At 61.5% G+C, this 19509-nt stretch carries 20 protein-coding genes; 9 read left to right on the top strand and 11 right to left on the bottom strand.

What is annotated here, in order from left to right:
• Window positions 1–14: 14 nt before the first annotated feature.
• Together SO140_RS05940 and SO140_RS05935 are read right to left on the bottom strand one after the other, a co-directional pair.
• Window positions 15–707, bottom strand: coding sequence for a C13 family peptidase (locus SO140_RS05940; protein WP_449382219.1), 693 nt, complete (start codon window positions 705–707; stop codon window positions 15–17).
• A 281-nt stretch (window positions 708–988) separates the two neighbouring features.
• Window positions 989–1453 (bottom strand): hypothetical protein, encoded by a 465-nt coding sequence (locus SO140_RS05935; protein WP_449382220.1) that lies wholly within the window; start codon window positions 1451–1453, stop codon window positions 989–991.
• A gap of 308 nt (window positions 1454–1761) precedes the next feature.
• Here SO140_RS05935 and SO140_RS05930 point away from each other — a divergent pair, with 308 nt between their 5' ends.
• Entirely contained in the window at window positions 1762–1935 is a 174-nt protein-coding gene (locus SO140_RS05930) for a hypothetical protein (protein ID WP_449382221.1), read from the top strand.
• A gap of 118 nt (window positions 1936–2053) precedes the next feature.
• Here SO140_RS05930 and SO140_RS05925 read toward each other — a convergent pair whose 3' ends face one another.
• The 3 genes from SO140_RS05925 to SO140_RS05915 all read right to left on the bottom strand — a co-directional run bounded on the left by SO140_RS05925 (window position 2054) and on the right by SO140_RS05915 (window position 5083).
• Window positions 2054–2593, bottom strand: a complete 540-nt coding sequence (locus SO140_RS05925) for a hypothetical protein (protein WP_449382222.1) — start codon at window positions 2591–2593, stop codon at window positions 2054–2056.
• A 157-nt stretch (window positions 2594–2750) separates the two neighbouring features.
• Window positions 2751–3488, bottom strand: a complete 738-nt coding sequence (locus SO140_RS05920; protein WP_449382223.1) for a lysozyme family protein — start codon at window positions 3486–3488, stop codon at window positions 2751–2753.
• 1427 nt (window positions 3489–4915) lie between these two features.
• Entirely contained in the window at window positions 4916–5083 is a 168-nt protein-coding gene (locus SO140_RS05915; RefSeq protein WP_449382224.1) for a hypothetical protein, read from the bottom strand.
• A 1025-nt stretch (window positions 5084–6108) separates the two neighbouring features.
• Here SO140_RS05915 and SO140_RS05910 point away from each other — a divergent pair.
• Both SO140_RS05910 and dusA read left to right on the top strand, forming a co-directional pair.
• A complete protein-coding gene (locus tag SO140_RS05910) occupies window positions 6109–6351 on the top strand; it encodes a DEAD/DEAH box helicase family protein (protein ID WP_449382225.1) in 243 nt (80 codons plus the stop codon).
• A 219-nt stretch (window positions 6352–6570) separates the two neighbouring features.
• On the top strand, window positions 6571–7560 hold the full coding sequence (dusA, locus tag SO140_RS05905) for a tRNA dihydrouridine(20/20a) synthase DusA (RefSeq protein WP_449382226.1): 990 nt from the start codon (window positions 6571–6573) through the stop codon (window positions 7558–7560).
• A gap of 66 nt (window positions 7561–7626) precedes the next feature.
• Here dusA and SO140_RS05900 read toward each other — a convergent pair whose 3' ends face one another.
• The 6 genes from SO140_RS05900 to SO140_RS05875 all read right to left on the bottom strand — a co-directional run bounded on the left by SO140_RS05900 (window position 7627) and on the right by SO140_RS05875 (window position 13146).
• Window positions 7627–8295 carry an outer membrane protein gene (locus tag SO140_RS05900; RefSeq protein ID WP_449382227.1) on the bottom strand — a complete coding sequence of 223 codons (669 nt, stop codon included), beginning with the start codon at window positions 8293–8295 and terminating at the stop codon, window positions 7627–7629.
• Between the two features lie 153 nt (window positions 8296–8448).
• Window positions 8449–8961, bottom strand: coding sequence for a TIGR02281 family clan AA aspartic protease (locus tag SO140_RS05895; RefSeq protein ID WP_449382228.1), 513 nt, complete (start codon window positions 8959–8961; stop codon window positions 8449–8451).
• A gap of 22 nt (window positions 8962–8983) precedes the next feature.
• Complete coding sequence (locus SO140_RS05890; protein ID WP_449382229.1) at window positions 8984–9187, bottom strand: DUF1289 domain-containing protein; 204 nt, start codon at window positions 9185–9187, stop codon at window positions 8984–8986.
• A gap of 43 nt (window positions 9188–9230) precedes the next feature.
• Window positions 9231–10826 (bottom strand): sensor histidine kinase, encoded by a 1596-nt coding sequence (locus SO140_RS05885; protein WP_449382230.1) that lies wholly within the window; start codon window positions 10824–10826, stop codon window positions 9231–9233.
• A 148-nt stretch (window positions 10827–10974) separates the two neighbouring features.
• A complete protein-coding gene (nhaD, locus tag SO140_RS05880) occupies window positions 10975–12252 on the bottom strand; it encodes a sodium:proton antiporter NhaD (protein ID WP_449382231.1) in 1278 nt (425 codons plus the stop codon).
• A gap of 24 nt (window positions 12253–12276) precedes the next feature.
• Window positions 12277–13146 (bottom strand): NAD(P)-dependent oxidoreductase, encoded by an 870-nt coding sequence (locus tag SO140_RS05875; RefSeq protein WP_449382232.1) that lies wholly within the window; start codon window positions 13144–13146, stop codon window positions 12277–12279.
• A 208-nt stretch (window positions 13147–13354) separates the two neighbouring features.
• On the opposite strand from SO140_RS05875, the gene SO140_RS05870 reads away from it, so the two are divergent.
• The 6 genes from SO140_RS05870 to SO140_RS05845 all read left to right on the top strand — a co-directional run bounded on the left by SO140_RS05870 (window position 13355) and on the right by SO140_RS05845 (window position 19479).
• Window positions 13355–13792, top strand: coding sequence for a VOC family protein (locus SO140_RS05870; protein ID WP_449382233.1), 438 nt, complete (start codon window positions 13355–13357; stop codon window positions 13790–13792).
• A gap of 54 nt (window positions 13793–13846) precedes the next feature.
• Window positions 13847–14974, top strand: coding sequence for an Mrp/NBP35 family ATP-binding protein (locus SO140_RS05865; RefSeq protein WP_449382234.1), 1128 nt, complete (start codon window positions 13847–13849; stop codon window positions 14972–14974).
• 192 nt (window positions 14975–15166) lie between these two features.
• Entirely contained in the window at window positions 15167–16255 is a 1089-nt protein-coding gene (locus SO140_RS05860) for a TRAP transporter substrate-binding protein (protein ID WP_449382235.1), read from the top strand.
• 175 nt (window positions 16256–16430) lie between these two features.
• Window positions 16431–17519 carry a TRAP transporter substrate-binding protein gene (locus tag SO140_RS05855; protein ID WP_449382236.1) on the top strand — a complete coding sequence of 363 codons (1089 nt, stop codon included), beginning with the start codon at window positions 16431–16433 and terminating at the stop codon, window positions 17517–17519.
• Between the two features lie 346 nt (window positions 17520–17865).
• Complete coding sequence (locus SO140_RS05850) at window positions 17866–18528, top strand: VIT1/CCC1 transporter family protein (RefSeq protein WP_449382237.1); 663 nt, start codon at window positions 17866–17868, stop codon at window positions 18526–18528.
• A gap of 39 nt (window positions 18529–18567) precedes the next feature.
• Window positions 18568–19479 carry a TorF family putative porin gene (locus SO140_RS05845; RefSeq protein WP_449382238.1) on the top strand — a complete coding sequence of 304 codons (912 nt, stop codon included), beginning with the start codon at window positions 18568–18570 and terminating at the stop codon, window positions 19477–19479.
• The last annotated feature ends 30 nt before the right edge of the window (window positions 19480–19509 follow it).

The raw sequence follows: 19509 nt of genomic DNA, 5'->3' as shown, positions 1-19509 counted from the left end.
CGTGGCCGATCGTTTCAAGGACGCGCAACCAGCAATGGCTGCACGTTTTCGCCACCTGCCATCAGGGGATTCGACGGCTCGAAATGCTCACGCAGCTCTCGCCTCCTGACGAGCGCGCGCGCACTGGCAAATGCATCTTTCAGACTTTCGGCTCGACGGAGCGCGACGTTGAAGAAGGCGTCACCGAAATAAGTCCACTTCGCCTTGTCCTCACAGCCGAACGACGGATGATCGGCGTCGGCCGCTGTAATGACCAAGACATCGGGATTCGCGAGACGAGGGATGAAGACTCCAGAGTAGCAGGCTGAGATAATTACCACCTTGTGGCGCACGCCGGTCTTTCCAAGCATCTCGGCGAGACGGGATGGCGTAAGCGTTTGCCCAAGCCGCCCAGCCTTGATTGCAAGGCCGTCGGGCGAGCCATGCGAAGTGAGAATCAAGAACAACACGTCTTTCTGGGCGTCCAGGCGGCCGGCCGCGACCTGCAACGACCTGGCCAGCGTTTCGACAGTAGCGCTGCCACCTTTCTTCGAATTGTACTGCACCTCGATCGGGCCAACTTCGAAACGATCGGCGACGACCTGGGCTGCACCGGTCGCCTCGCTTCGAAACACGTCTTGATCGCCGAAAAGGCCAAAGGACACCACGCCGACCTTGTGGGCACCCTCGATGGCGTGCGCGGTCGAAACCGACAGCGTGACGACCAAGGCAAAAGCAACGAGCAGCGCGCCAAGCGGCCAACGGCGCTGAAACGACGTGGGTTTTCGCATGTACCACCAAAATCTGCGGTCTAGAGTGACGGTCAAGTCGCGAACGATGATGTAGCGCGATGCTTAGGCGCACCGCAGCAAGAAACACATTCCGGAGTTGCCTTTCGTTGGAGTTTTTGGTTGCAACCGACAAGGTATAGTCGGTTCGATGCTGTGCATCGCACTCACAAAAAATGAGCGGCACGTTGGATTTGCGATGTGCTCTGCGTTGAAACCCGTCAGTCGCAGGGCGGCTGCAGATTGAGCTGCCGCAGAAGGGGGGCGAGCCCATCTGAACTGCAGTTTTTCACTTCGGTCACCTGCTTTGGCTTTTCGATCGGACGTGTCTGTGGCCTCTTGGCCTCAGCGGTACCGCGGTTTTGGATCTTGTTTCTAGAAGCCGTCGGATCGTGCCAGTGACGAGGAATAAACTCAGGCAGCTTTCGATCCACCTTGGGTTCGGCGGCCAGCGGCGGAGCAGCAGCGATTTGGGGTGTCGGTACCGCCGGCTCATCCGCCTCGACAGTGACATTCTGACCGATTGCTTCGGTGTGGACCGGAAGCCGATCGCTTTTATTACCGCTGACCACCGGAAAATCCGACGCCATGCCAACTTTGGTAGCGGGTGCGGGCGCACGGCTGGGGCCGAGCGGGGAAACCACGCCAACCACGCATATGATGCAAACGGCAATAATCCTGATCATGCCGGTTTGTCCCGAGCGTCGCACGACTTAAGCGTTGCGTCGGAATCAGCCTAGAATAAGACTAAACGCTCCTCGCAATGGAGCGCCCCACATTGCGGGCGTCGTGGCCGTGCCGAACTTGCTGGTGGCGGCCTGCTGAAATCTATCGAGTGTTGCAGCCAAGCAATTCCCAAAATCACATTGTTGCCCCAATATAGACACTGGCCGGTCAGGATTCGACCAGCGGAGACTGGCTAGGCCCGGCACACGTTTCGGCGGGGGCAGTGTGCCGGGCCGCCGATATGGGCAAATTGTGGCGGGCAAATTCGATGAAATCCATCGGACGGCTGCGTTGGGCGGTAGATAACGACCGCAAGGACCTCGCAAACCATGAGGCAAGCGAACGTTCGCATCGCGAGAGCGACGGTGAACAGGAGTCATTGGCCGAGCGCATTCTGAAAAATCTCGCGCTGATCCGTGCGCATGAGGCCAAGACAGACTAGAAGCGCTGGGCCCGCGGCGTTGGCCGTCGATAAGGCTTTGGTCCGATCGCTCCCATTCGCGCATGGAACCGGCCGCCGGATGGATTTGTCCGTTCTGGTGTTGCTGGGCTATGGGCCCTCAAACCGCGCTAGCGACGTCTTGCTTTTTCTCTCCGCGGGCGACAACTGCGTGACTCGGTAACGACCGATTTCGCCGAACAGCACCCAGCGGGATCTGCGTCAAAGTCTTTGTCAGTCGCCGCCACCAGGCCGGCCCTACAGGCGACAGTGTTCCCTCCAGGAGGGCGGCTTTCTCTCGGGCTGCAGTAGCTTCACTGTTTGCTTTCAGCAACTCCGCCAGAAGCTTGCTCGTGCGATCGCACTCTTTTTCGAAGTCCGCCCGGTGACCGCCGGCGATTACCTTCATCTCCATGAGATCCGCCTGCAAAGTCGCGATGTGTTCCTTTAGGGCGCCGACCACCTGGTCACCGGCCGGGGGCTGGGGTACGCGCGTGATGGGAGAATGATTGATCTCGCTGAGGTCGACCTGTACCAAGGTCTTACCATCGTTCGAACGGGAGCGCGGCAATCGATGTCGCTTGACGAGCGCTCTTGCTGCTTCCGAGGAAATTTTCAGCCTTTCGCCCAGCTCGGCGTAAGTCAGCATATCGACGGGCATGGGTGTTTGCTCCCGTTTGATCGGACGGTCGCCACCCAGACCAGCGGAAGATGCCAACGATAGGTTAAGGGTTGGTTTACTATTATTGGGGCTCGGTACGGCTCAAGTCGCGGCGGAGGAGTTTTTGCTCTCCGCTGTTGTGGGACCTCTTTAGCTCTCACAAGCGTCCTGGCGAACTGCCTGCCGCCATCTTGCGATCCGCCCACCCCTTGATGTCGGCGACCGTCAGTGCCTTGAGGAAGGGATTGGCGTTGACCAGCTTGTCGCGTGTGGTCCGACCTGTCGCGTCAGCGGCTGCCATAAGGGAAGCCGCATCGGCACTTTCCGCGCCGGACAATAGCGCGACGGCGCCCGCCGGTCCCGCGAAATGAGCGAGGTAGAGAGAACCGGCCGTGATCGGCAGACCGCGCTTGTTGAGGATCGCGGCATATTCCTCGACCAGTCGCGTGGCGATGTCTCGCGCAAGCTTGGGATCTCGCCGCAGGTCCAACACCTCCTTGTCGCTGCGCCCCTGGATCAGATCGCGTCGGTGCTTTCGAACTGCTTCGAGCCACGTATCATCGAGAAACTGGGCAGCACCGGTGGCACTCGACCGCTTGTTGCTGGCATTCGAGTCACCATTGGACTCGGCGACGATAATGCGCTCGACCAATGCCTTTGCGGCCGTCTTGTCGACCAATCTCCCGTTCAAATGCGCGTCGCGAAACAGGATGAAACTTGCGACGAAAGCGAGGCCGATGGCCACTCCAAGAGCAATCGTGATGGATTCCGCCGACAGCCAGTCCCGCGCGGCGACAACGTACGCGCGCTCGTCCGGGCGAGGGGGACGGATTTCGTCGAGGCGGCGTGTTTGCTCTGACCCATGCCCGAGGCACCCAGCGTTGCCGTCGGCCACCTCATTGCACGGGAATCCTTGCGCTAGGTCTGACATCGCGTTGGTAGGTTCAATGCCCGTAGCAGGCCGTCGAAGACACCTGGTGGGCAGGATTTGAGCTCCGCGACCGGTTCGGCGCGGTCGAGTTTCACAGTTGCCTTGGAAGTTCGCTGCTCAGGCCGAGCTCTGGGCAGCACGACCACGGATTTTCCTCCGTGTGCGCTCCGTTGCCCGACGATCTTCGCGGGCTCTCGTGCAACGATTGAGGTTGGATCCGGTGGGGGCATCACTTCGCCCGACGGGATCGGCTGCGGTGGCGCTTCAAGCATGTGCGGGATTTCGAGACGGTCCGCCGTCGTCAGCGTATCGTATGGGCCAACGGCCGCCCGAGCAGGCGGATCGTTCACAGGCTTTGTCGTGCGCGGTGGTGTCTTGAGCTCCATCACCGCGAGTGTACCCAGGCCAAAAAGGATGAGAGCCACTCTCATCTGATTTCACGCTGTCCGAGGAGGAAGCCTCGCTCAAAGCCCGCCGGAAATGAGCTCGCGAAAAATTGGAGACGATTGCAGAGATCCAATGAGGCGGCTTAGCGGCAGAAATGAACTCGCCGGGATGGATACGGGACAAGATCAGAGTCAGGGTTAACGCGGATTGGCGAACGAAGCACGGAGGCGTTTCGTCATCCGGAGATCGCGTTCGCGATTACATCAGAATGAACGTGATGGCGCCCGTGGGACCGGGTTGCTCGCGCCTGGTCATGGGGTGGTCGCCATAGGCGGTGACCGGGCGATCAGACAACTTGCGGTATGACCGTTATTCCTCAAGATCGACATATAGCCGAAGCCTGAGGACGATATCGGACAAAGCCTGTCCAAGAGGGATTTCGGAAAGCCATCTCCTTTGCGAGGCTCACCAAGGACGAGGGGCGGCAATCGCCACAGCAGGATGCCGCGCCGGCTTTTCATCAGTGCCGGCGGCGGATGCGATCGGTTGTGATGGCGGTGGTTTAGGAATCGCTGCACGAAACGGCGAAGCTTTCGCAGATTGAAGCAAAGGCCCGTTTCGCCTCAGCATCCTCGAAGTAAAAGCGCGTTCCGATATCGGCTCGCTCGATCCACCAATCAAGCTTGCTTCCCCGTGCAATACGGGAAGCCTCTGCGCGCAGTAGATCCAGCTGCCTGCCATAAGCTCGTACGACTAAGCAATTTGTTTTGACCATGGAAATCGCCTCAGAATTAAAGTCAAACAACAATGGATAGTGCCGTTGCTTTCTTAAAAATGGTCACTATGCAATTTGTGCCAGGAAGGGAAAGGAGCATCACCTCCTACTTGGGCGAGGCCTTGCGGATCGCTCAATCAGGCAGAGATCGACAAGATGGAGGCCAATTGACGGCCCGAGCGACGGACGTTCATGACTGCGTAAGAGCCGTCGTCCCAAATCCGCGCAGTCATTCTCCGCTCTTCGGTTCGGGCTTGTTGAGAAAGTGAAGTGCAGTATTGATCTGCTCAAGCTGACCTTCGATTTTGTCTCGCTCGTCAGCGGCGCTAGTCTTTCTAAGCTGGTCAACAAGCGCTTGCTTCCGCGAAAGCAAATTCTTTATGACTGTCGTCACCATTCCCCGCTTTCATGAATGCAGTTGAAAAGGCCGCAGGCCCACCCCTTCCTGCGGCCATCCGGGAAAATTGACTGTCGATAAATCGCTACTTCCAGCCCCGGTTATGATGACGATTCCACAATTTTGTTCTGAGGTTGACTCCTGAATGCATGTTCCCGCGTGGAACAAAAGAAGTGTGGCGCCGACGCGACAGCGTAAAACGCGAAGTCAACAGAAACGGGAAAGCTAGGCGCCCGACATCGGCGTCGAGTCCGCATTAAAGAACCCTTAGCTCCGGGGGCCTCAAGACCGACTTAAGGATTTTCAGAGATACCAGCCAGGCGGGCAAGACTTGTTTTCGGGGGACACGGGGTGGTCATCGAATTGAGACAGCTGCTGTTGCGCGGAGCAATTAGCCTCACGGTATGCGTCTTGGTCGCGGCCTTCGTCGCTGGCTTGTTGTCAGTACTGGCCGACCATCTCGGGCCGAGTGCACAAGCGACCGAGGCGTGCAAGGCCGCCCAATGCGTGCCGAAGGCTAAGGGCGGTGCTCCGAACCTGACCGCGCCAAAATCGCGGACGACCCATTAGCCGGCTCACGAACGATAGCGGCCATGAAGCGCACTCGAACACCCGCACTCTCAGCAACCGCGCAATCAGGTACGCATCGCGTCGATCACGTGAGCAATGAGGACCGCCACGCTTAAGGCAACGACAAAAGCGAACATCCAGGCGAGCAAAACATCCACCTCCTCGCGGGAGTGAATGCGCTCATTCCTGCACAGTCAAAAACCATCCTCAAGGAACCGCAATTTCCGCGTTCGGTTGAGGATTGTCGGCAACAAATGTGTCCGCTGTCGGCCTTATCGGCAGAACGCCAAAAAGAGGAGCGCCGCGACCAGGCAGGCGGTGAGGGATAACAAATAAACGCCCACAGCTAACCCCCGACTCATCATGCAGAGATTAGACGGCATTTTGGGCTTTCAAATGCCTTTTGCCATTTTTTCCCAAGGGAATGCGGCTCTGGCCGTGAATCCCGCATCCTGTTGCTGCATGATACCGGCGTGCTCGCGGCAACGACGGCGTTCGGAAAGACGATCTTAGCCATCCGGATGCTGGCCGAACGCGGGCGGAATACTTTGGTGCTCGTCCATCGCCGTCAGCTCATGGATCAATGGATCGAGAGGCTTGCCGCGTTCTCAAATATGCCGCGTGAGGCGATCGGCATGATTGGCGGCGGCCACCACAAACCGAAAGGTCTGGTCGACGTCGCCTTGATTCAGAGCTAGTTGGGCGTGGCCAAAACACTGTGTCGAGGAGCGGTGCTGCACGGGCATTATGGTACTGCCGTGCAGTACCGGGCAGGGTCGAAATAGGCGAAAATAATCGGGTGATCAGATCAAGCCGTTGAAAAGAAAGGAAAATGCTTTAGCTCTAGCGCTTCAGATTTTCCCTCGGATCAAAAGTCGATTGGACCGGTAGAGGTTATAAACATTAATGAAAACAATATGTTAGATCGTGGATTTTCCGTTGCGCCCATGATGGATTGGACTGACCGGCATTGCCGGGTGTTCCACCGTCATCTGACGCGGCGGGCGCTGCTTTATACGGAGATGCTGACGACCGGCGCGGTCATCCATGGCGACCGGGCGCGGCTCTTGGCGTTCGATGCGCGCGAGCATCCGGTGGCTCTCCAGCTTGGCGGGTCGGATCCGCGCGAACTTGCTCTCGCGGCGCAGATCGGCGCCGACTTCGGCTATGACGAGATCAACCTCAACGTCGGCTGCCCGTCCGACCGGGTAAAGGATGGCCGCTTCGGCGCGTGCCTGATGGCCGAGCCCGAACTGGTGGCTTCGTGCGTGGATGCGATGAAGCGCGTCGTGCGCGTGCCCGTGACGGTGAAGTGCCGCATCGGCATCGATGATCAGGATCCGGAAGTCGCTCTTGATGCCCTGGCGCGCGCAGTGGTCGCGGCGGGTTCTGATGCGCTGATCGTGCATGCCCGAAAGGCCTGGCTCAACGGCCTGTCGCCAAAAGAGAACCGCGACATCCCGCCGCTCGATTACGATCGTGTCTATCGTCTCAAGCGGGCAATGCCCAACGTGCCCATCATCATCAACGGGGGAATCGCGGGCATCGATGAGGCGAGAGCCCATCTCGCCCACGTTGATGGCGTGATGCTGGGGCGCGCCGCCTATCACGATCCGTGGCGGCTGCTTGCGGTCGATCCGGAGTTCTTCGGTGAGGCCGCACCGCACGCGACGATGCAGGCCGCATTCGAAGCCATGATGCCCTACATCGCCGAGCAGCTTGCGCGCGGGATGCGGCTGCACGCCATCACCAGGCATTTCGTCGGTGCGTTTCATGCCGTGCCTGGCGCGCGTGCCTTCCGCCGCCATCTTGCCGAGCATGGCGTGAGGCCAGGGGCCGGACTCGACGTCCTTCGTGATGCGATCGCGCGTGTTGGCGATCGCGCGGTGGCGGAAGCCGCGGAATAGCGACACCCTCTGAATGTTGAAAGCGAAGAGCCGGATCGGCGATCCGGCTCTTCGTCGTTCGGCGGATCAGCGGAACAGGTCGAAATGGTAGTTCACGCCGACGCGGGCGCTGTGGAATTTCGCGGCATTCCAGTCCTGCAGATCGTCGTGCTTGAAGTCGGTGTAGAGATATTCGGCCTTGGCCGACCATTTGGGCAGAAATGCCCATTCGACGCCGCCGCCCGCGGTCCAGCCCATCTTCATCTTGTTGATCGGGCCGTCCTTCAACTCGCCAGTCGCAAGACCCGCGGTCCCAAAGAACAGCAGCCGCGAGTCCATCGTCGCGATGCCGGCGCGGGCTCGACCCGTCATATACCAGGGCACGCTGACGGCGGCGCTGTTGAGCGCGTCGTGATTCTTGATATCGCCGCCCTCGAAGTCGTTCTCGATGCCGACCACGAACATCGGCGAGAGCTGGTAGTTATAGCCGATCTGCACGCCGCTGGTGGCGCCCTTGACCTTGCCGCCGCTCGTGCCCACGAGGTTGTTGTAGGCATCGTCGCCGCTCGTGGCATAGCCGGCGTTGAAGCCGGCATAGAGGCCGGTCCACGAATAGGCCGGCGTCGGCGCCGTGTAGGCGGAGGCGGGCGCGGCATAGCGCGCCGAAAGGTCGGCGGCGCTCGCGCCGCCTGCGGTCAGCACGACGGCAAAGGGCAGGGCGCAAATCGTGCGACGTGGTGCGGCTCTGGCAGTCATAACTCTCAATCTCCCACTGGGCCGCGTCACGAACGCAGCATTATCCAAACCCCGATCCGGGATGGGTTTCGTTATAAACCGACCAGACGGTTTGTAAATAGCCGGAAATGCCACACCCACGATCTTTCGGGCGTCGGGCCGCGTCGCTTGGGTCTAGGGATATCCGTGCAGCATCAGGCGGTCGGCGCGGACTTCCCAGCGCTCGAGTCGGTCGAGGAAGGTCATGCCGAGCAGGTTGGTCTTCATCGTGCCGTGCGGCACCACCAGTGCAGGCACCGAGCGCTCGACGAGCTTGCCGATCGCGAGCCGGTCCAGCGTCAGGCGCGCCGCCTTGGTGCGGCCACCGGCAGTTTCGACGTCAACGTCATAGTCGAGCAGTTCCAGCGGGAGGCCCGCTGCCTTTGCGGTCTCGTAGGTGAGCACGACGGAGGTCGCGCCGGTGTCGACCACCATTGGTGCGGGCACGCCGTTGATCCGCGCCTGCAGCGCGAATTCGCCGCCGCGGCTGCGCTGGACCTCGACGGCGCGCGTCTTCAGGCTGGTGCGGTGGCGCATGAGATCGGAGACGGTGTCGCTGGCCCGAGCGACCTGCTCGGGATCCCTGTAGGCGACCACGGCGCCCGCGGTCGCGGTCAACAGCAACAGCACCAGGAAGAGGCGGCTCATCGCGCGCCTCCGTTTCTCGGCGTCAGGCGGATTTCGGCGCTGAACCGATCGCTGAAAGTCCCGCATCCGCCATACGCGCCGGAAGCTGCGCCATGAGCGCGAGCCGTTCGGCACGCTCCATGGCGTGCCAGCGCACGATTTCCGGCAGCGTGCGGCCGCAGCCGAAGCAGAGCTTTGTCTTGGGGTCGATCATGCAGACGGCGACGCACGGTGTGTCTTTGCTCATTCCCGCATAGTGAAGGATCGCTGGGCAGTTCTGCAAGCATCTCTCAGGAGCCCGTGCCTGCACTCATGATCGGCTTGTGGCGCGGCCGCCGTCTCTCGTCCGTGACACCGGAGCCGTCGGGCTGCAGCGGCGGAGCTTCTTCCGTCATCGGCGCAAGCGCGCTCATCACGCGCTCCGGGGGGAAGGTGACGATCACCTCGGTGCCGATGCGCAGTTTCGATTTCAGCGTGAACGTGCCACCGTGCATGTCGATGAGGTTCTTGGCGATGGGAAGGCCGAGGCCTGCGCCCTGTTCGGCCGACTTGATCGAGTTCGAGCCTTGGCCGAAGGAGGCGAGCACGACCGGGATTTCGTCTTCGGGAATGCCCGAGCCGGTATCCCTCACCGAGAGATATTGCCCGCCCGAAGCGGTCCAGCCGACTTTCAGCCAGATCTCGCCGCCCTGCGGGGTGAACTTGATCGAGTTGGACAACAGATTGAGCACGACCTGGCGGATCGCGCGCTCGTCGGCCCACAGCCGCGGCATCGCCTGCTCATAGACCTCGTGGATGGTGATGCCGCGGCTCGATGCGCGCAGTTTCATCAAATGATGGCAGTCGGCGACGATGCCCACCAGCGACACCGCTTCCTCGTTCAGCTCGTAACGGCCGGCCTCGATCCGGGACAGGTCGAGGATCTCGTTGATGAGATTGAGCAGATGTACGCCGGAATTATGGATGTCGGCGGAATATTCCTTGTAGACGGCGACCTGATGCGGGCCAAAAATCTCGCTCTTCATCACCTCGGAGAAACCGAGGATCGCGTTCAGCGGCGTGCGCAGCTCGTGGCTCATCTGCGCGAGGAAGCGCGACTTGGCGACATTGGCGGATTCGGCGCGGTGCCGCGCCTCGTCCGAGATCGCCTTGGCCTGTTCCAGTTCGCCGATCAGCGCGTCCTTCTCCGCGCGCGCTTCCAGCGTCGCGAAGGTCGAGGAGTGCAGCCGGTGCGCCAAAAGCACGAAATAGCCTTCGGCGGCGAGCGACAGCGCCGCCAGGATGTAATTGTCCAGCGAGCCGCTCATCGCAAAGCTCAGCGCCATCGCCACCGCCACGGGCGCGGTGGCCGCAAGCGCCGCAATTGGCAGATTGGCGGCCAGCATGCTCGATACTGCGATCACCAGCAACATCAGGAACATCATCAGCGTTTCCGTGACGACGTCGAACACGGGATGGATCAGGATCGCCATCCAGCACAGGCCGTAGAGCAGGTCGAGCACGACGAAACGCGTGCGCCATTTGCGCGTGACGGCGGGCAATGCCGGCTCGGCGAGATAGCGGCGGCAGCTCTTGGTCATGGCCGCGTGGATGCAGAGCATGCCGACGGTCCAGAGCGCCGCTGGAACCGGCTGCATCCACAGCCCGAACAGCAGGCCGGTCGCGACCACCAGCAACATCACGACGTAAGATGCCGACAGTCGCGTCTGTGCATATTGGCGCAGCATTTCGCTGTCGAAGGCGGGCCGTGTTCCGCTGGTCGACGTTAACTTGTCGCGGGCCTCGCGCACCCGCTGCGCCGCAGCCCGGCGATTGCTCGCCGATGGCACGCTCGCCGGCTCGGCCGGAAGCTGCACGACCTCGGGCTTTTCAGCGGGGTTACTCATCAAGCAACACGAATTCCTGCCCACGCCGACGCGGGCCTTCTGCATTCTCTATCTCTGGCAATAAATCCTTAAGAGCTGACTTAAGGAGCTAAAGAATTGCGTTAACGGGGAGTTAATTCGACGTGTCGAACTGCGGCGAACGGCTGGCTCAATGCATCGCGGCGTGCTGCGCGATATAGACCACGGCCCCGGCCAGATATCCGGCAAGTGCCGGTCCAGCGATGCGGCGGGCGTACCAGAAGAACTCGATCTTCTCGAGGCCCATGGCGGCAACCCCAGCGGCCGAGCCGATGATCAGGATCGAGCCGCCCGTGCCGGCGCAATAAGCGATGAACTCCCAGATGAAGCTGTCGGGCGGATAGTGCGCGAGGTCGTACATGCCCATCGTCGCGGCGACGAGGGGCACGTTGTCGATGATGGCGCTGAGCAGGCCGAGCAGGACGACGATGATGTCCTGGCGGCCGATCGTGGTTTCCAGCCATCTCGCCAGCATCGTCAGGAGGCCGGCATGCTCGAGGCAGGCGACCGCGAGCAGGATGCCGACGAAGAACACGATCGAGCTCATGTCGATCCGGGTCAGCGCATGCGCCAGCGTGAGAGGCTTTCGCACGTGCTCGTCCTTTTCGCGATGAATGATTTCGCCGACCAGCCAGACGACGCCGAGACCGAGCAGAACTCCCATGAAGGGCGGCAGATGCGTGAGCGTCTTGAAGGCGGGCACGGCGATCAGCACGCCAAGCCCAAGGAAGAACATCAAGTTGCGCTCGAACAGCTCGATCTCTTGCAGCCGGTCTTCCTTCGGCGGCGGCGCAATCGTCTTGCCCCTCAGAGAAAAGCTGATGAACGCGAGCGGCACGAGCAGGTTGGCGATCGAAGCCGGAAACACCGCGCCCATGATGTTCACAGGCGAGACTTGTCCGCCGATCCAGAGCATGGTCGTGGTCACGTCGCCGATCACCGTCCAGGCGCCGCCCGCATTCGCGGCGATGACGATGAGGGAGGCGAACAGCAGGCGGTCATCGCGCCTGGCGATCAGTCTCTGGACCAGCGAGACCATGACGATGGTGGTCGTCAGATTGTCCAGGATCGCGCTCAGGAAGAATGCCACGAATCCAACCAGCCACATGAGCTGAACCTGGCTCGTGGTGTGGATTCGCGAGGTGATGACCTCGAAGCCGTCGTGAGCGTCGATTACCTCGACGATCGTCATGGCGCCGATCAGGAAGAACACGATCTGCGCCGTCGCGGCGACGGATTCGTCGAGCTGATGTCCGACCAGGGTGTGGTCGCCGATCGTGACCGCGTACACCGTCCAGAGCAGAACCGCGCCGATCAGCGCCGCCGCGCTCTTGTTGATGCCGAGCGGATGTTCGAACGCGATCGCCGCGTAGGCAACGACGAAGATGGCGGCGATCGCGATCAGCAAGACAGGTCCGGCCTCAAGCGGCCATCAACGTTGCAGCCGCGCGAGCAGGCTCGACGTATCCCAGCGCTTGCCGCCCATCTTCTCGACTTCGGCATAGAACTGATCGACCAGCGCGGTGACCGGCAGGTTTGCACCGTTGCGGCGGGCTTCCGCGATGCAGATCGAAAGGTCTTTACGCATCCATTCGACGGCGAAGCCGAAATCGTACTTGTCGTCGTTCATGGTCTTGTAGCGGTTCTCCATCTGCCAGGATTGCGCCGCGCCCTTGGAGATGGTGTCGATCACGGCCGCAACGTCGAGGCCCGACTTCTTGGCGAAGTGAATGCCTTCAGAGAGGCCCTGGACGAGTCCCGCGATGCAGATCTGGTTGACCATCTTGGTGAGCTGTCCGGAGCCCGCGGGCCCGAGCAGCTTGCACATCCGCGCATAGGCCGCGATGACCGGCTCGGCACCGGCATAAGCGTCCGCTGCGCCGCCGCACATCACGGTCAGGACACCGTTCTCGGCGCCGGCCTGTCCGCCGGAGACGGGGGCGTCGATGAATCTGAAGCCGCCCTTGGTGGCGGCCGCGTCAAGCTCGCGCGCGACTTCGGCGGAGGCGGTGGTGTGGTCGACGAAGGTTGCGCCCTTCTTCATGCCGGCAAATGCGCCGTCGGGACCGATCGTCACCGCGCGCAGGTCGTTGTCGTTGCCGACGCAGCACATCACGAAATCCTGGCCCTCGGCAGCCGCCTTCGGAGTCGGTGCGGTCCTGCCACCGAACTTGTCCGCCCATTCCTTCGCCTTGGCCGCGCTGCGGTTGTAGACAGTGACCTCATGGCCACCCTTCTTGACGAGGTGGCCGGCCATGGGGAAGCCCATGACGCCGAGACCGAGGAAAGCGACTTTAGCCATATGGGTGACCTTGCTTGTGCTTGGGTGTTCTTGCGGTTGTGACCGGCCTTTGAGGCGGCCCGGCCACTTCGAGGGTTTTTGGCGGTTCCGCCCGAAGAGGGCGGATCGGAGGCGCACCATAAACCCTTGAGGCCGGAGGGCAACGGGTTCGTTTGAAGGTCTCCTGTGCTAGGATGAGCGAACAAGGACAAAAAAAGGAGTGCAAGGCATGTCGGTGAGCGTTGGGGTGCTCGATCATTTCAACATCCGGACCCGGAAACTGGCCGAGACCGTTCGCTTCTATGAGGACGTGCTGGGCCTCGAGAAGGGCCCGCGACCCAATTTTGCTTTCCCGGGGGCGTGGATGTACAGCGAGGGCAAGCCGGTGGTGCATCTCGTCGACATTTCCGTGACGGACGAGGCTCAAAAGCCCGATTCAGGCGTTGTCCATCACGTTGCCTTCATCAGCCGGGGTTTCGACGGCATGAGGCAGCGCCTGAGCGGCAAGGGCATGACATTCGACTCCCGGCAGGTGCCCGGCGGCGACCTCTGGCAGATCTTCGTGCACGACCCCAACGGGGTCATGATCGAGCTGAATTACGAGGCGGCCAAGGAGCAGGGGGCGGGGGCCCCTGTCGAGACGGCCAACGATATCGGCAGGCAGTAGCCTTTTGGGCGTTTCCGCTCTAATGGGTCGCATCGTGACTTTAGGAGATGCGCTTTGAGCGTGACGCAGCAACAGGTTCTCGAAATCCTCAGCCGGATCAAGTCGCCGCGCGGGGTCGCGCTCACCAACGCCAATGTGCTGAGCGCGATCAGTGCCAGTGACGGCAAGGTGTTCTTCTCCATCAATGTCGATGCCGCGGAGGCGCGGGCCTGGGAGCATGTCCGGGCCGAGGCTGAGGCCGCCGTTCGTGCCATTCCCGGCGTCACCACGGCCATGGTGGCGCTGACCGCCGAGCGCAAGCCGGGCAGCGCGCCACCTCCGCCGAGCCGCGGCGCGCCCGGGGTACAGCCGGCACATGCTCACCGGCCGCCGCAGGGCGGCACATCGCCGATGTCGCGGCAGTCCGAGATTCCCGGCGTCTCCGCCGTCATTGCGGTCGCTTCCGGCAAGGGCGGGGTCGGCAAGTCGACCACCGCGCTCAACCTCGCGCTCGGCCTGCGCGATCTCGGCCTCAAGGTCGGGCTGTTAGATGCCGACATCTACGGTCCCTCGGTGCCGCGGCTGACGGGCCTGCACGACAAGCCCGAGCTGAACGAGGAGCGGAAGATGATTCCGCTGAAGCGTTTTGGTCTGTCGATCATGTCGATCGGATTCCTGGTCGAGGAAGAGACCGCGATGATCTGGCGCGGGCCGATGGTGATGTCGGCGGTGACGCAGATGCTGCGCGACGTCGAGTGGGGCAAGCTCGACATCCTGGTTGTCGACATGCCGCCGGGCACAGGCGATGCGCAGCTCACGCTCGCGCAGAACGTGCCGCTGAAGGGCGCCGTCATCGTCTCGACTCCGCAGGATTTGTCGCTGATCGACGCGCGGCGGGGCCTTGCCATGTTCAAGAAGGTGAACGTCCCCGTGCTCGGCATCGTCGAGAACATGAGCTATTTCCAGTGCCCGCATTGCGGCACGAAATCGGACATTTTCGGCCATGGCGGAGCGCGACACGAGGCCGAGAAGCTCGCCGTCCCGTTCCTGGGCGAAATCCCGCTGCACATGGTGATTCGCGAGACCTCGGATGCCGGAAAACCGGTGGTCGACAGCGAGCCGGGCGGGCCCCATGCGGCGATCTATCGCGCCATCGCGGGCCAGATCCGGGACCAGCTCAAGTCCGTAATTTCCGCAGGCTAAGGCCCTCCGCCGAGGCATGCGACTTTCGTACAGTCCTGTCATGCCATTGTCGCGTTCCGAAAGCTGGCCTTCCGTGCTAAAGGCCGCGGCAGTCAAGCGCCTTCGGTTCGACGCGGCCATCGCGCATCGCCGAGACCTAGCGGCGGCAAAAGAGACGTCGGGGAAACGCCCCCAGCAAGGAGAGACCTGAAGATGAAGCGTCGTGATTTCTTGAAAGTGTCGGCAGCAGGCGCGGCGGCGACCGCGGTGGCCTCGCCGGCGATTGCGCAGTCCTCGCCCGAGGTGAAGTGGCGCCTGACATCGAGCTTTCCGAAATCGCTCGATACCATCTATGGCGGCGCCGAGCAGTTGGCGAAGTACGTCGCCGAGATGACCGACAACAAGTTCCAGATCCAGGTGTTCGCCGCCGGCGAGGTCGTACCGGGTTTGCAGGCGCTGGATGCGACCTCCAACGGCACGGTCGAGATGAGCCACACCGTGTCCTACTATTACGTCGGCAAGGATCCGACGTTCGCGATCTACGCCTCGGTGCCGTTCGGCCTCAACGCGCGCCAGCAGAACTCCTGGTGGTACCAGGGCGGCGGCGCCGAGCTTGGGAACGAGTTCTTCAAGAAGACGAACGTGATCGGCTTCCCCTGCGGCAACACCGGCACGCAGATGGGCGGCTGGTTCCGCAAGGAGATCAAGACGGTCGCCGATCTCTCTGGCCTGAAATTCCGCATCGGCGGCATCGCCGGCCAGGTGCTCCAGAAGGTCGGCGTGGTGCCGCAGCAGCTCGCCGGCGGCGACATCTATCCGGCGCTGGAAAAGGGCACCATCGACGCGGCCGAGTGGGTCGGTCCCTATGACGACGAGAAGCTCGGCTTCGCCAAGGTCGCCAAGTACTACTACTATCCGGGCTTCTGGGAGGGCGGTCCGATGGTCCACGCCTTCGCCAACCTGGACAAATGGAATGCGCTGCCGAAGAACTACCAGGCGATCCTGACCAACGCGGCGGCGAACGCCAACACCTGGATGGCGGCGCGATACGACCTGCAGAACCCAGCCGCGCTGAAGCGGCTGGTGGCCGGCGGCACCCAGCTTCGTCCCTTCACCAACGAAGTGCTCGAGGCGTGCCTCAAGGCGACCAACGAGCTGTGGGCCGAGATCTCGGCCAAGAACCCCGACTTCAAGAAGTCGATTGACGCGATGCAGGCCTACCGCTCGGATGAATATCTGTGGTGGCAGGTCGCCGAATACACCTATGACAGCTTCATGATCCGCTCGCGCACCCGCGGCTGATCAGGGCAGGGCCCCCCGGGGGGCCGCAATCCTAGGTCTTAAGTCTTAGTCGGGAAGCCCGGCCTCGTTCGCGAGGCCGGGCTTTTGTGTATGGAAATCGGTAACGGGTTGTTCCATGCTACCCGCCAAGCCTCGCAAGAAGGCTCACACAATCACAACCATCAGGGTAGGAAACATGAAAAGAAGAGACTTCATCAAAGTCACCGGACTTGGCGCCGCCGGCGCCGCCACGCTCGCCGCTCCCGCCATCGCGCAATCGATGCCGGAGATCAAATGGCGCATGCCGACGAGCTGGCCCAAATCGCTCGATACGCTTTATGGCGGCGCCGAGATGATGTGCAAGATGGTCGCGGAGGCGACCGACAACAAATTTCAGATCCAGATCTTCGCTGCCGGCGAGATCGTGCCGGGCCTGCAGGTGCTCGATGCCGTGCAGAACGCGACCTGCGAGATCGGCCACACCGCGTCCTACTATTACTTCGGCAAGGACCCGACCTTCACCTTCGGCTCGTCGGTGCCGTTCGGTCCCAACATGCGCATCAATCAGGCCTGGTACATGCTGGGTGGTGGCCGTGAAGTGCTCAACGAGTTCTACAAGAGCTACAACGTGATCTCGCTGCTTGCAGGCAACACCGGCTGCCAGATGGGCGGCTGGTTCAGGAAAGAGGTCAACACGCCCGGCGATCTCGAGGGCATGAAATTCCGCATCGGCGGCTTTGCCGGTCGCGTGCTCCAGAAGCTCGGTGTGGTGCCGCAGCAGCTTGCCGGCGGCGACATCTATCCGGCGCTGGAGAAGGGCACCATCGACGCGGCCGAATGGGTCGGGCCCTACGACGACGAGAAGCTCGGCTTCTACAAGATCGCGCCGCACTACTACTATCCCGGCTGGTGGGAAGGTGGCCCGATGCTGCTCGCCTTCGTCAACCTCGACAAATGGAACGCGCTGCCAAAGTACTACCAGAGCGTTCTGGAGCAGGCCGGCCACTACGCCAACAACTACATGATGGCGCGCTACGACCAGGCCAATCCGATGGCGCTGCGCAAGCTGCTTGCGAACAACACCAAGCTGCACGCCTTCTCGCCGCCGATCATGGACGCCTGCTACAAGGCGGCGAAGGAGTTGCATGCCGAGGTCAGCGCGACCAACCCCAACTTCAAGAAGGTCTACGAGTCCCTGACCAAGTTCTCGAACGACGGCTACGCCTGGTTCCAGGTCGCCGAGGTCGGCTACGACATCTTCATGGCGCGTCGCTCGCAGAGCTGATCGTAGCATCGCGTTGCGGCGCGATCATCGGTCAAGCAGCGAAAGCTCGGTCTCGCAAGGCGAGGCTGGGCTTTTTGCGTTTGGGAGAGTCCGTTGCGAATGCCGATCAAAAATCTCGAGAACAACCCCATGCAAAGTAGACGGTTGCGGGCTTGGTGCCCGCCCGCCTTCTGCGAAACCGTTTGACACGTCGGGCAAATCAGTGGCAAAACTCTACTATCGAATAATCCGAAATTGGCGAGCGGTGGCGCCGGCTCCGAACTTCGATCGTGCTACGACACGCGATACTTCGCTTCGCGCTTATATCGAGAAGGTCTGCTCCCTGTAGTCAGCAAGGTCGACCCTGATGTCAGCGGTTTCAGATATTCGTCTCGGCCGCGTGCTGGATCCGATGGAACGGATCTCCGAGACCCTGTTCGGCCTCATCATGGTGCTCACCTTCATCTGCAGTTTCGGTGTCGCGACCGCGGACGATATCAGGAGCCAAACGATGCTGGTCGGCGCACTCGGATGCAACCTGGCCTGGGGCATCGTTGACGGTGGTCTTTATCTGTTGGGCTGCATCAATGACCGCGGACTCAAGATCCTGACGATGCGCGCAATACGGCGGTCGCCGGATCCTGAAACGGCGCGGCGCGTCATCACCGACGCGCTGCCACCGGAATTGGCGTCGGTTCTGCCTCTGGAGCAGCTGGAACTGACACGGCAACAGTTGCTGCAGCTGCCCGAACCGTCCGAACGCCCGAGGCTGACGAAACACGACTGGATCGGAGCTCTTGCTCTTTGCCTGCTGAGCTTCGCTTCGACCTTTCCGATCGTAATCCCCTTCATATTCCTGAGCGACGCCAAATTGGCGCTGCGGGTTTCCTACGCCGTCGCCATCGTGATGCTGTTTTGTTGTGGTTACGCGTTCGGATATCGTAGCGGACTTCGACCTTGGGCGGCGGGCCTTTCGATGGTGGTCATGGGTGGTGTGCTGGTCAGTGTGGCGGTAGCTCTCGGAGGATAGGCAAGGGTGCGGCGAAGAGGCGCAGCAGCGGATTGGCAGTTGGGCGGCGTCTCGATTGCTGCGTTCGTTGGTTTGTGGCTGGCGCCGATGGCAGGCAGTGCAACGCGTGCCGAGACTGCCGAGACCAGTGCTAGCGGCGCGATCGGACTTGGCAATCGCGGCTGGTCCGCAGCCGAAACAAGCCACGCCACGTCGGCCAGTGAGCTTGAATTCAGCGCCCGCGCCGGGTTTGCATCTGACTACGTCTATCGCGGGACGACGCTGTCCGGTCGTGACCCCGCGGCGGGCGCCGCATTTGAGGCAAGGTTCGGCTCTTTGTACGCCGGCGCTACGATGGCCACTGTCAGGCTGCCCACCGAACCAGTCGCTGAGTTTACCATGGCAGGCGGTATCCGCCCGAAGATCGCAAATATCGATTTCGATCTCGGCGTGACCTATTTCGCCTATCCCGGAGAAAAGTTCCCCGGCGTGACGAACGGCATCAACTATTGGGAGACGGCCATTCGCGGCGACAAAAGCATCGGCGAGTCCTTTCGCATCGCCGCTGGTTACGCCTATTCTCCGAACGTCTCGAACACCGGTGCCTGGAGTCAATATGTGGCGGCAGGGTTGGGTTATGATGTGCCACCCCCCCAGCTTCCGAAGAACCTGGGCGTGTCGTTCACGACGGCCGTCGGCTATTCCTGGTTCGGCAATCAGGCTCCGCAACTCGGCAGCTTCCCGTTACCTGCCTATCTCAATTGGCATGCGGGCGTGACTTTTACCTACAAGGCCGTCAACCTCGATCTGCGCTACTACGACACCAATCTGTCGAAAGAGAACTGCTTCGTCTTTACTGGAGATCCAAATGCGCGGCCGGGTGGCCGCGTTGATCCCATTACCAACCCCGCTGGCCTGGTCTCGAATTGGTGTGGTGCGACGATCGTCGCCAAAGCCTGGTTCGCTTTTTAAGGCTGTAGGATGGGTAGGGCGAAGCGAAAC

The organism is Bradyrhizobium sp. UFLA05-108 (genome assembly GCF_059803455.1).
This window is presented reverse-complemented; position numbering and strand designations above follow the sequence as displayed.

What these genes read in the sequence shown, in the direction of transcription:
- SO140_RS05875 (WP_449382232.1), bottom strand. Translation starts at nt 13,146, where the DNA reads ATGGCTAAAGTCGCTTTCCTCGGTCTCGGCGTCATGGGCTTCCCCATG.
- SO140_RS05885 (WP_449382230.1), bottom strand. Translation starts at nt 10,826, where the DNA reads ATGAGTAACCCCGCTGAAAAGCCCGAGGTCGTGCAGCTTCCGGCCGAG.
- SO140_RS05890 (WP_449382229.1), bottom strand. Translation starts at nt 9,187, where the DNA reads ATGAGCAAAGACACACCGTGCGTCGCCGTCTGCATGATCGACCCCAAG.
- SO140_RS05870 (WP_449382233.1), top strand. Translation starts at nt 13,355, where the DNA reads ATGTCGGTGAGCGTTGGGGTGCTCGATCATTTCAACATCCGGACCCGG.
- SO140_RS05895 (WP_449382228.1), bottom strand. Translation starts at nt 8,961, where the DNA reads ATGAGCCGCCTCTTCCTGGTGCTGTTGCTGTTGACCGCGACCGCGGGC.
- dusA (WP_449382226.1), top strand. Translation starts at nt 6,571, where the DNA reads ATGTTAGATCGTGGATTTTCCGTTGCGCCCATGATGGATTGGACTGAC.
- SO140_RS05850 (WP_449382237.1), top strand. Translation starts at nt 17,866, where the DNA reads ATGTCAGCGGTTTCAGATATTCGTCTCGGCCGCGTGCTGGATCCGATG.
- SO140_RS05915 (WP_449382224.1), bottom strand. Translation starts at nt 5,083, where the DNA reads ATGGTGACGACAGTCATAAAGAATTTGCTTTCGCGGAAGCAAGCGCTT.
- SO140_RS05925 (WP_449382222.1), bottom strand. Translation starts at nt 2,593, where the DNA reads ATGCCCGTCGATATGCTGACTTACGCCGAGCTGGGCGAAAGGCTGAAA.
- SO140_RS05900 (WP_449382227.1), bottom strand. Translation starts at nt 8,295, where the DNA reads ATGACTGCCAGAGCCGCACCACGTCGCACGATTTGCGCCCTGCCCTTT.
- SO140_RS05935 (WP_449382220.1), bottom strand. Translation starts at nt 1,453, where the DNA reads ATGATCAGGATTATTGCCGTTTGCATCATATGCGTGGTTGGCGTGGTT.
- SO140_RS05855 (WP_449382236.1), top strand. Translation starts at nt 16,431, where the DNA reads ATGAAAAGAAGAGACTTCATCAAAGTCACCGGACTTGGCGCCGCCGGC.
- SO140_RS05860 (WP_449382235.1), top strand. Translation starts at nt 15,167, where the DNA reads ATGAAGCGTCGTGATTTCTTGAAAGTGTCGGCAGCAGGCGCGGCGGCG.
- SO140_RS05930 (WP_449382221.1), top strand. Translation starts at nt 1,762, where the DNA reads ATGAAATCCATCGGACGGCTGCGTTGGGCGGTAGATAACGACCGCAAG.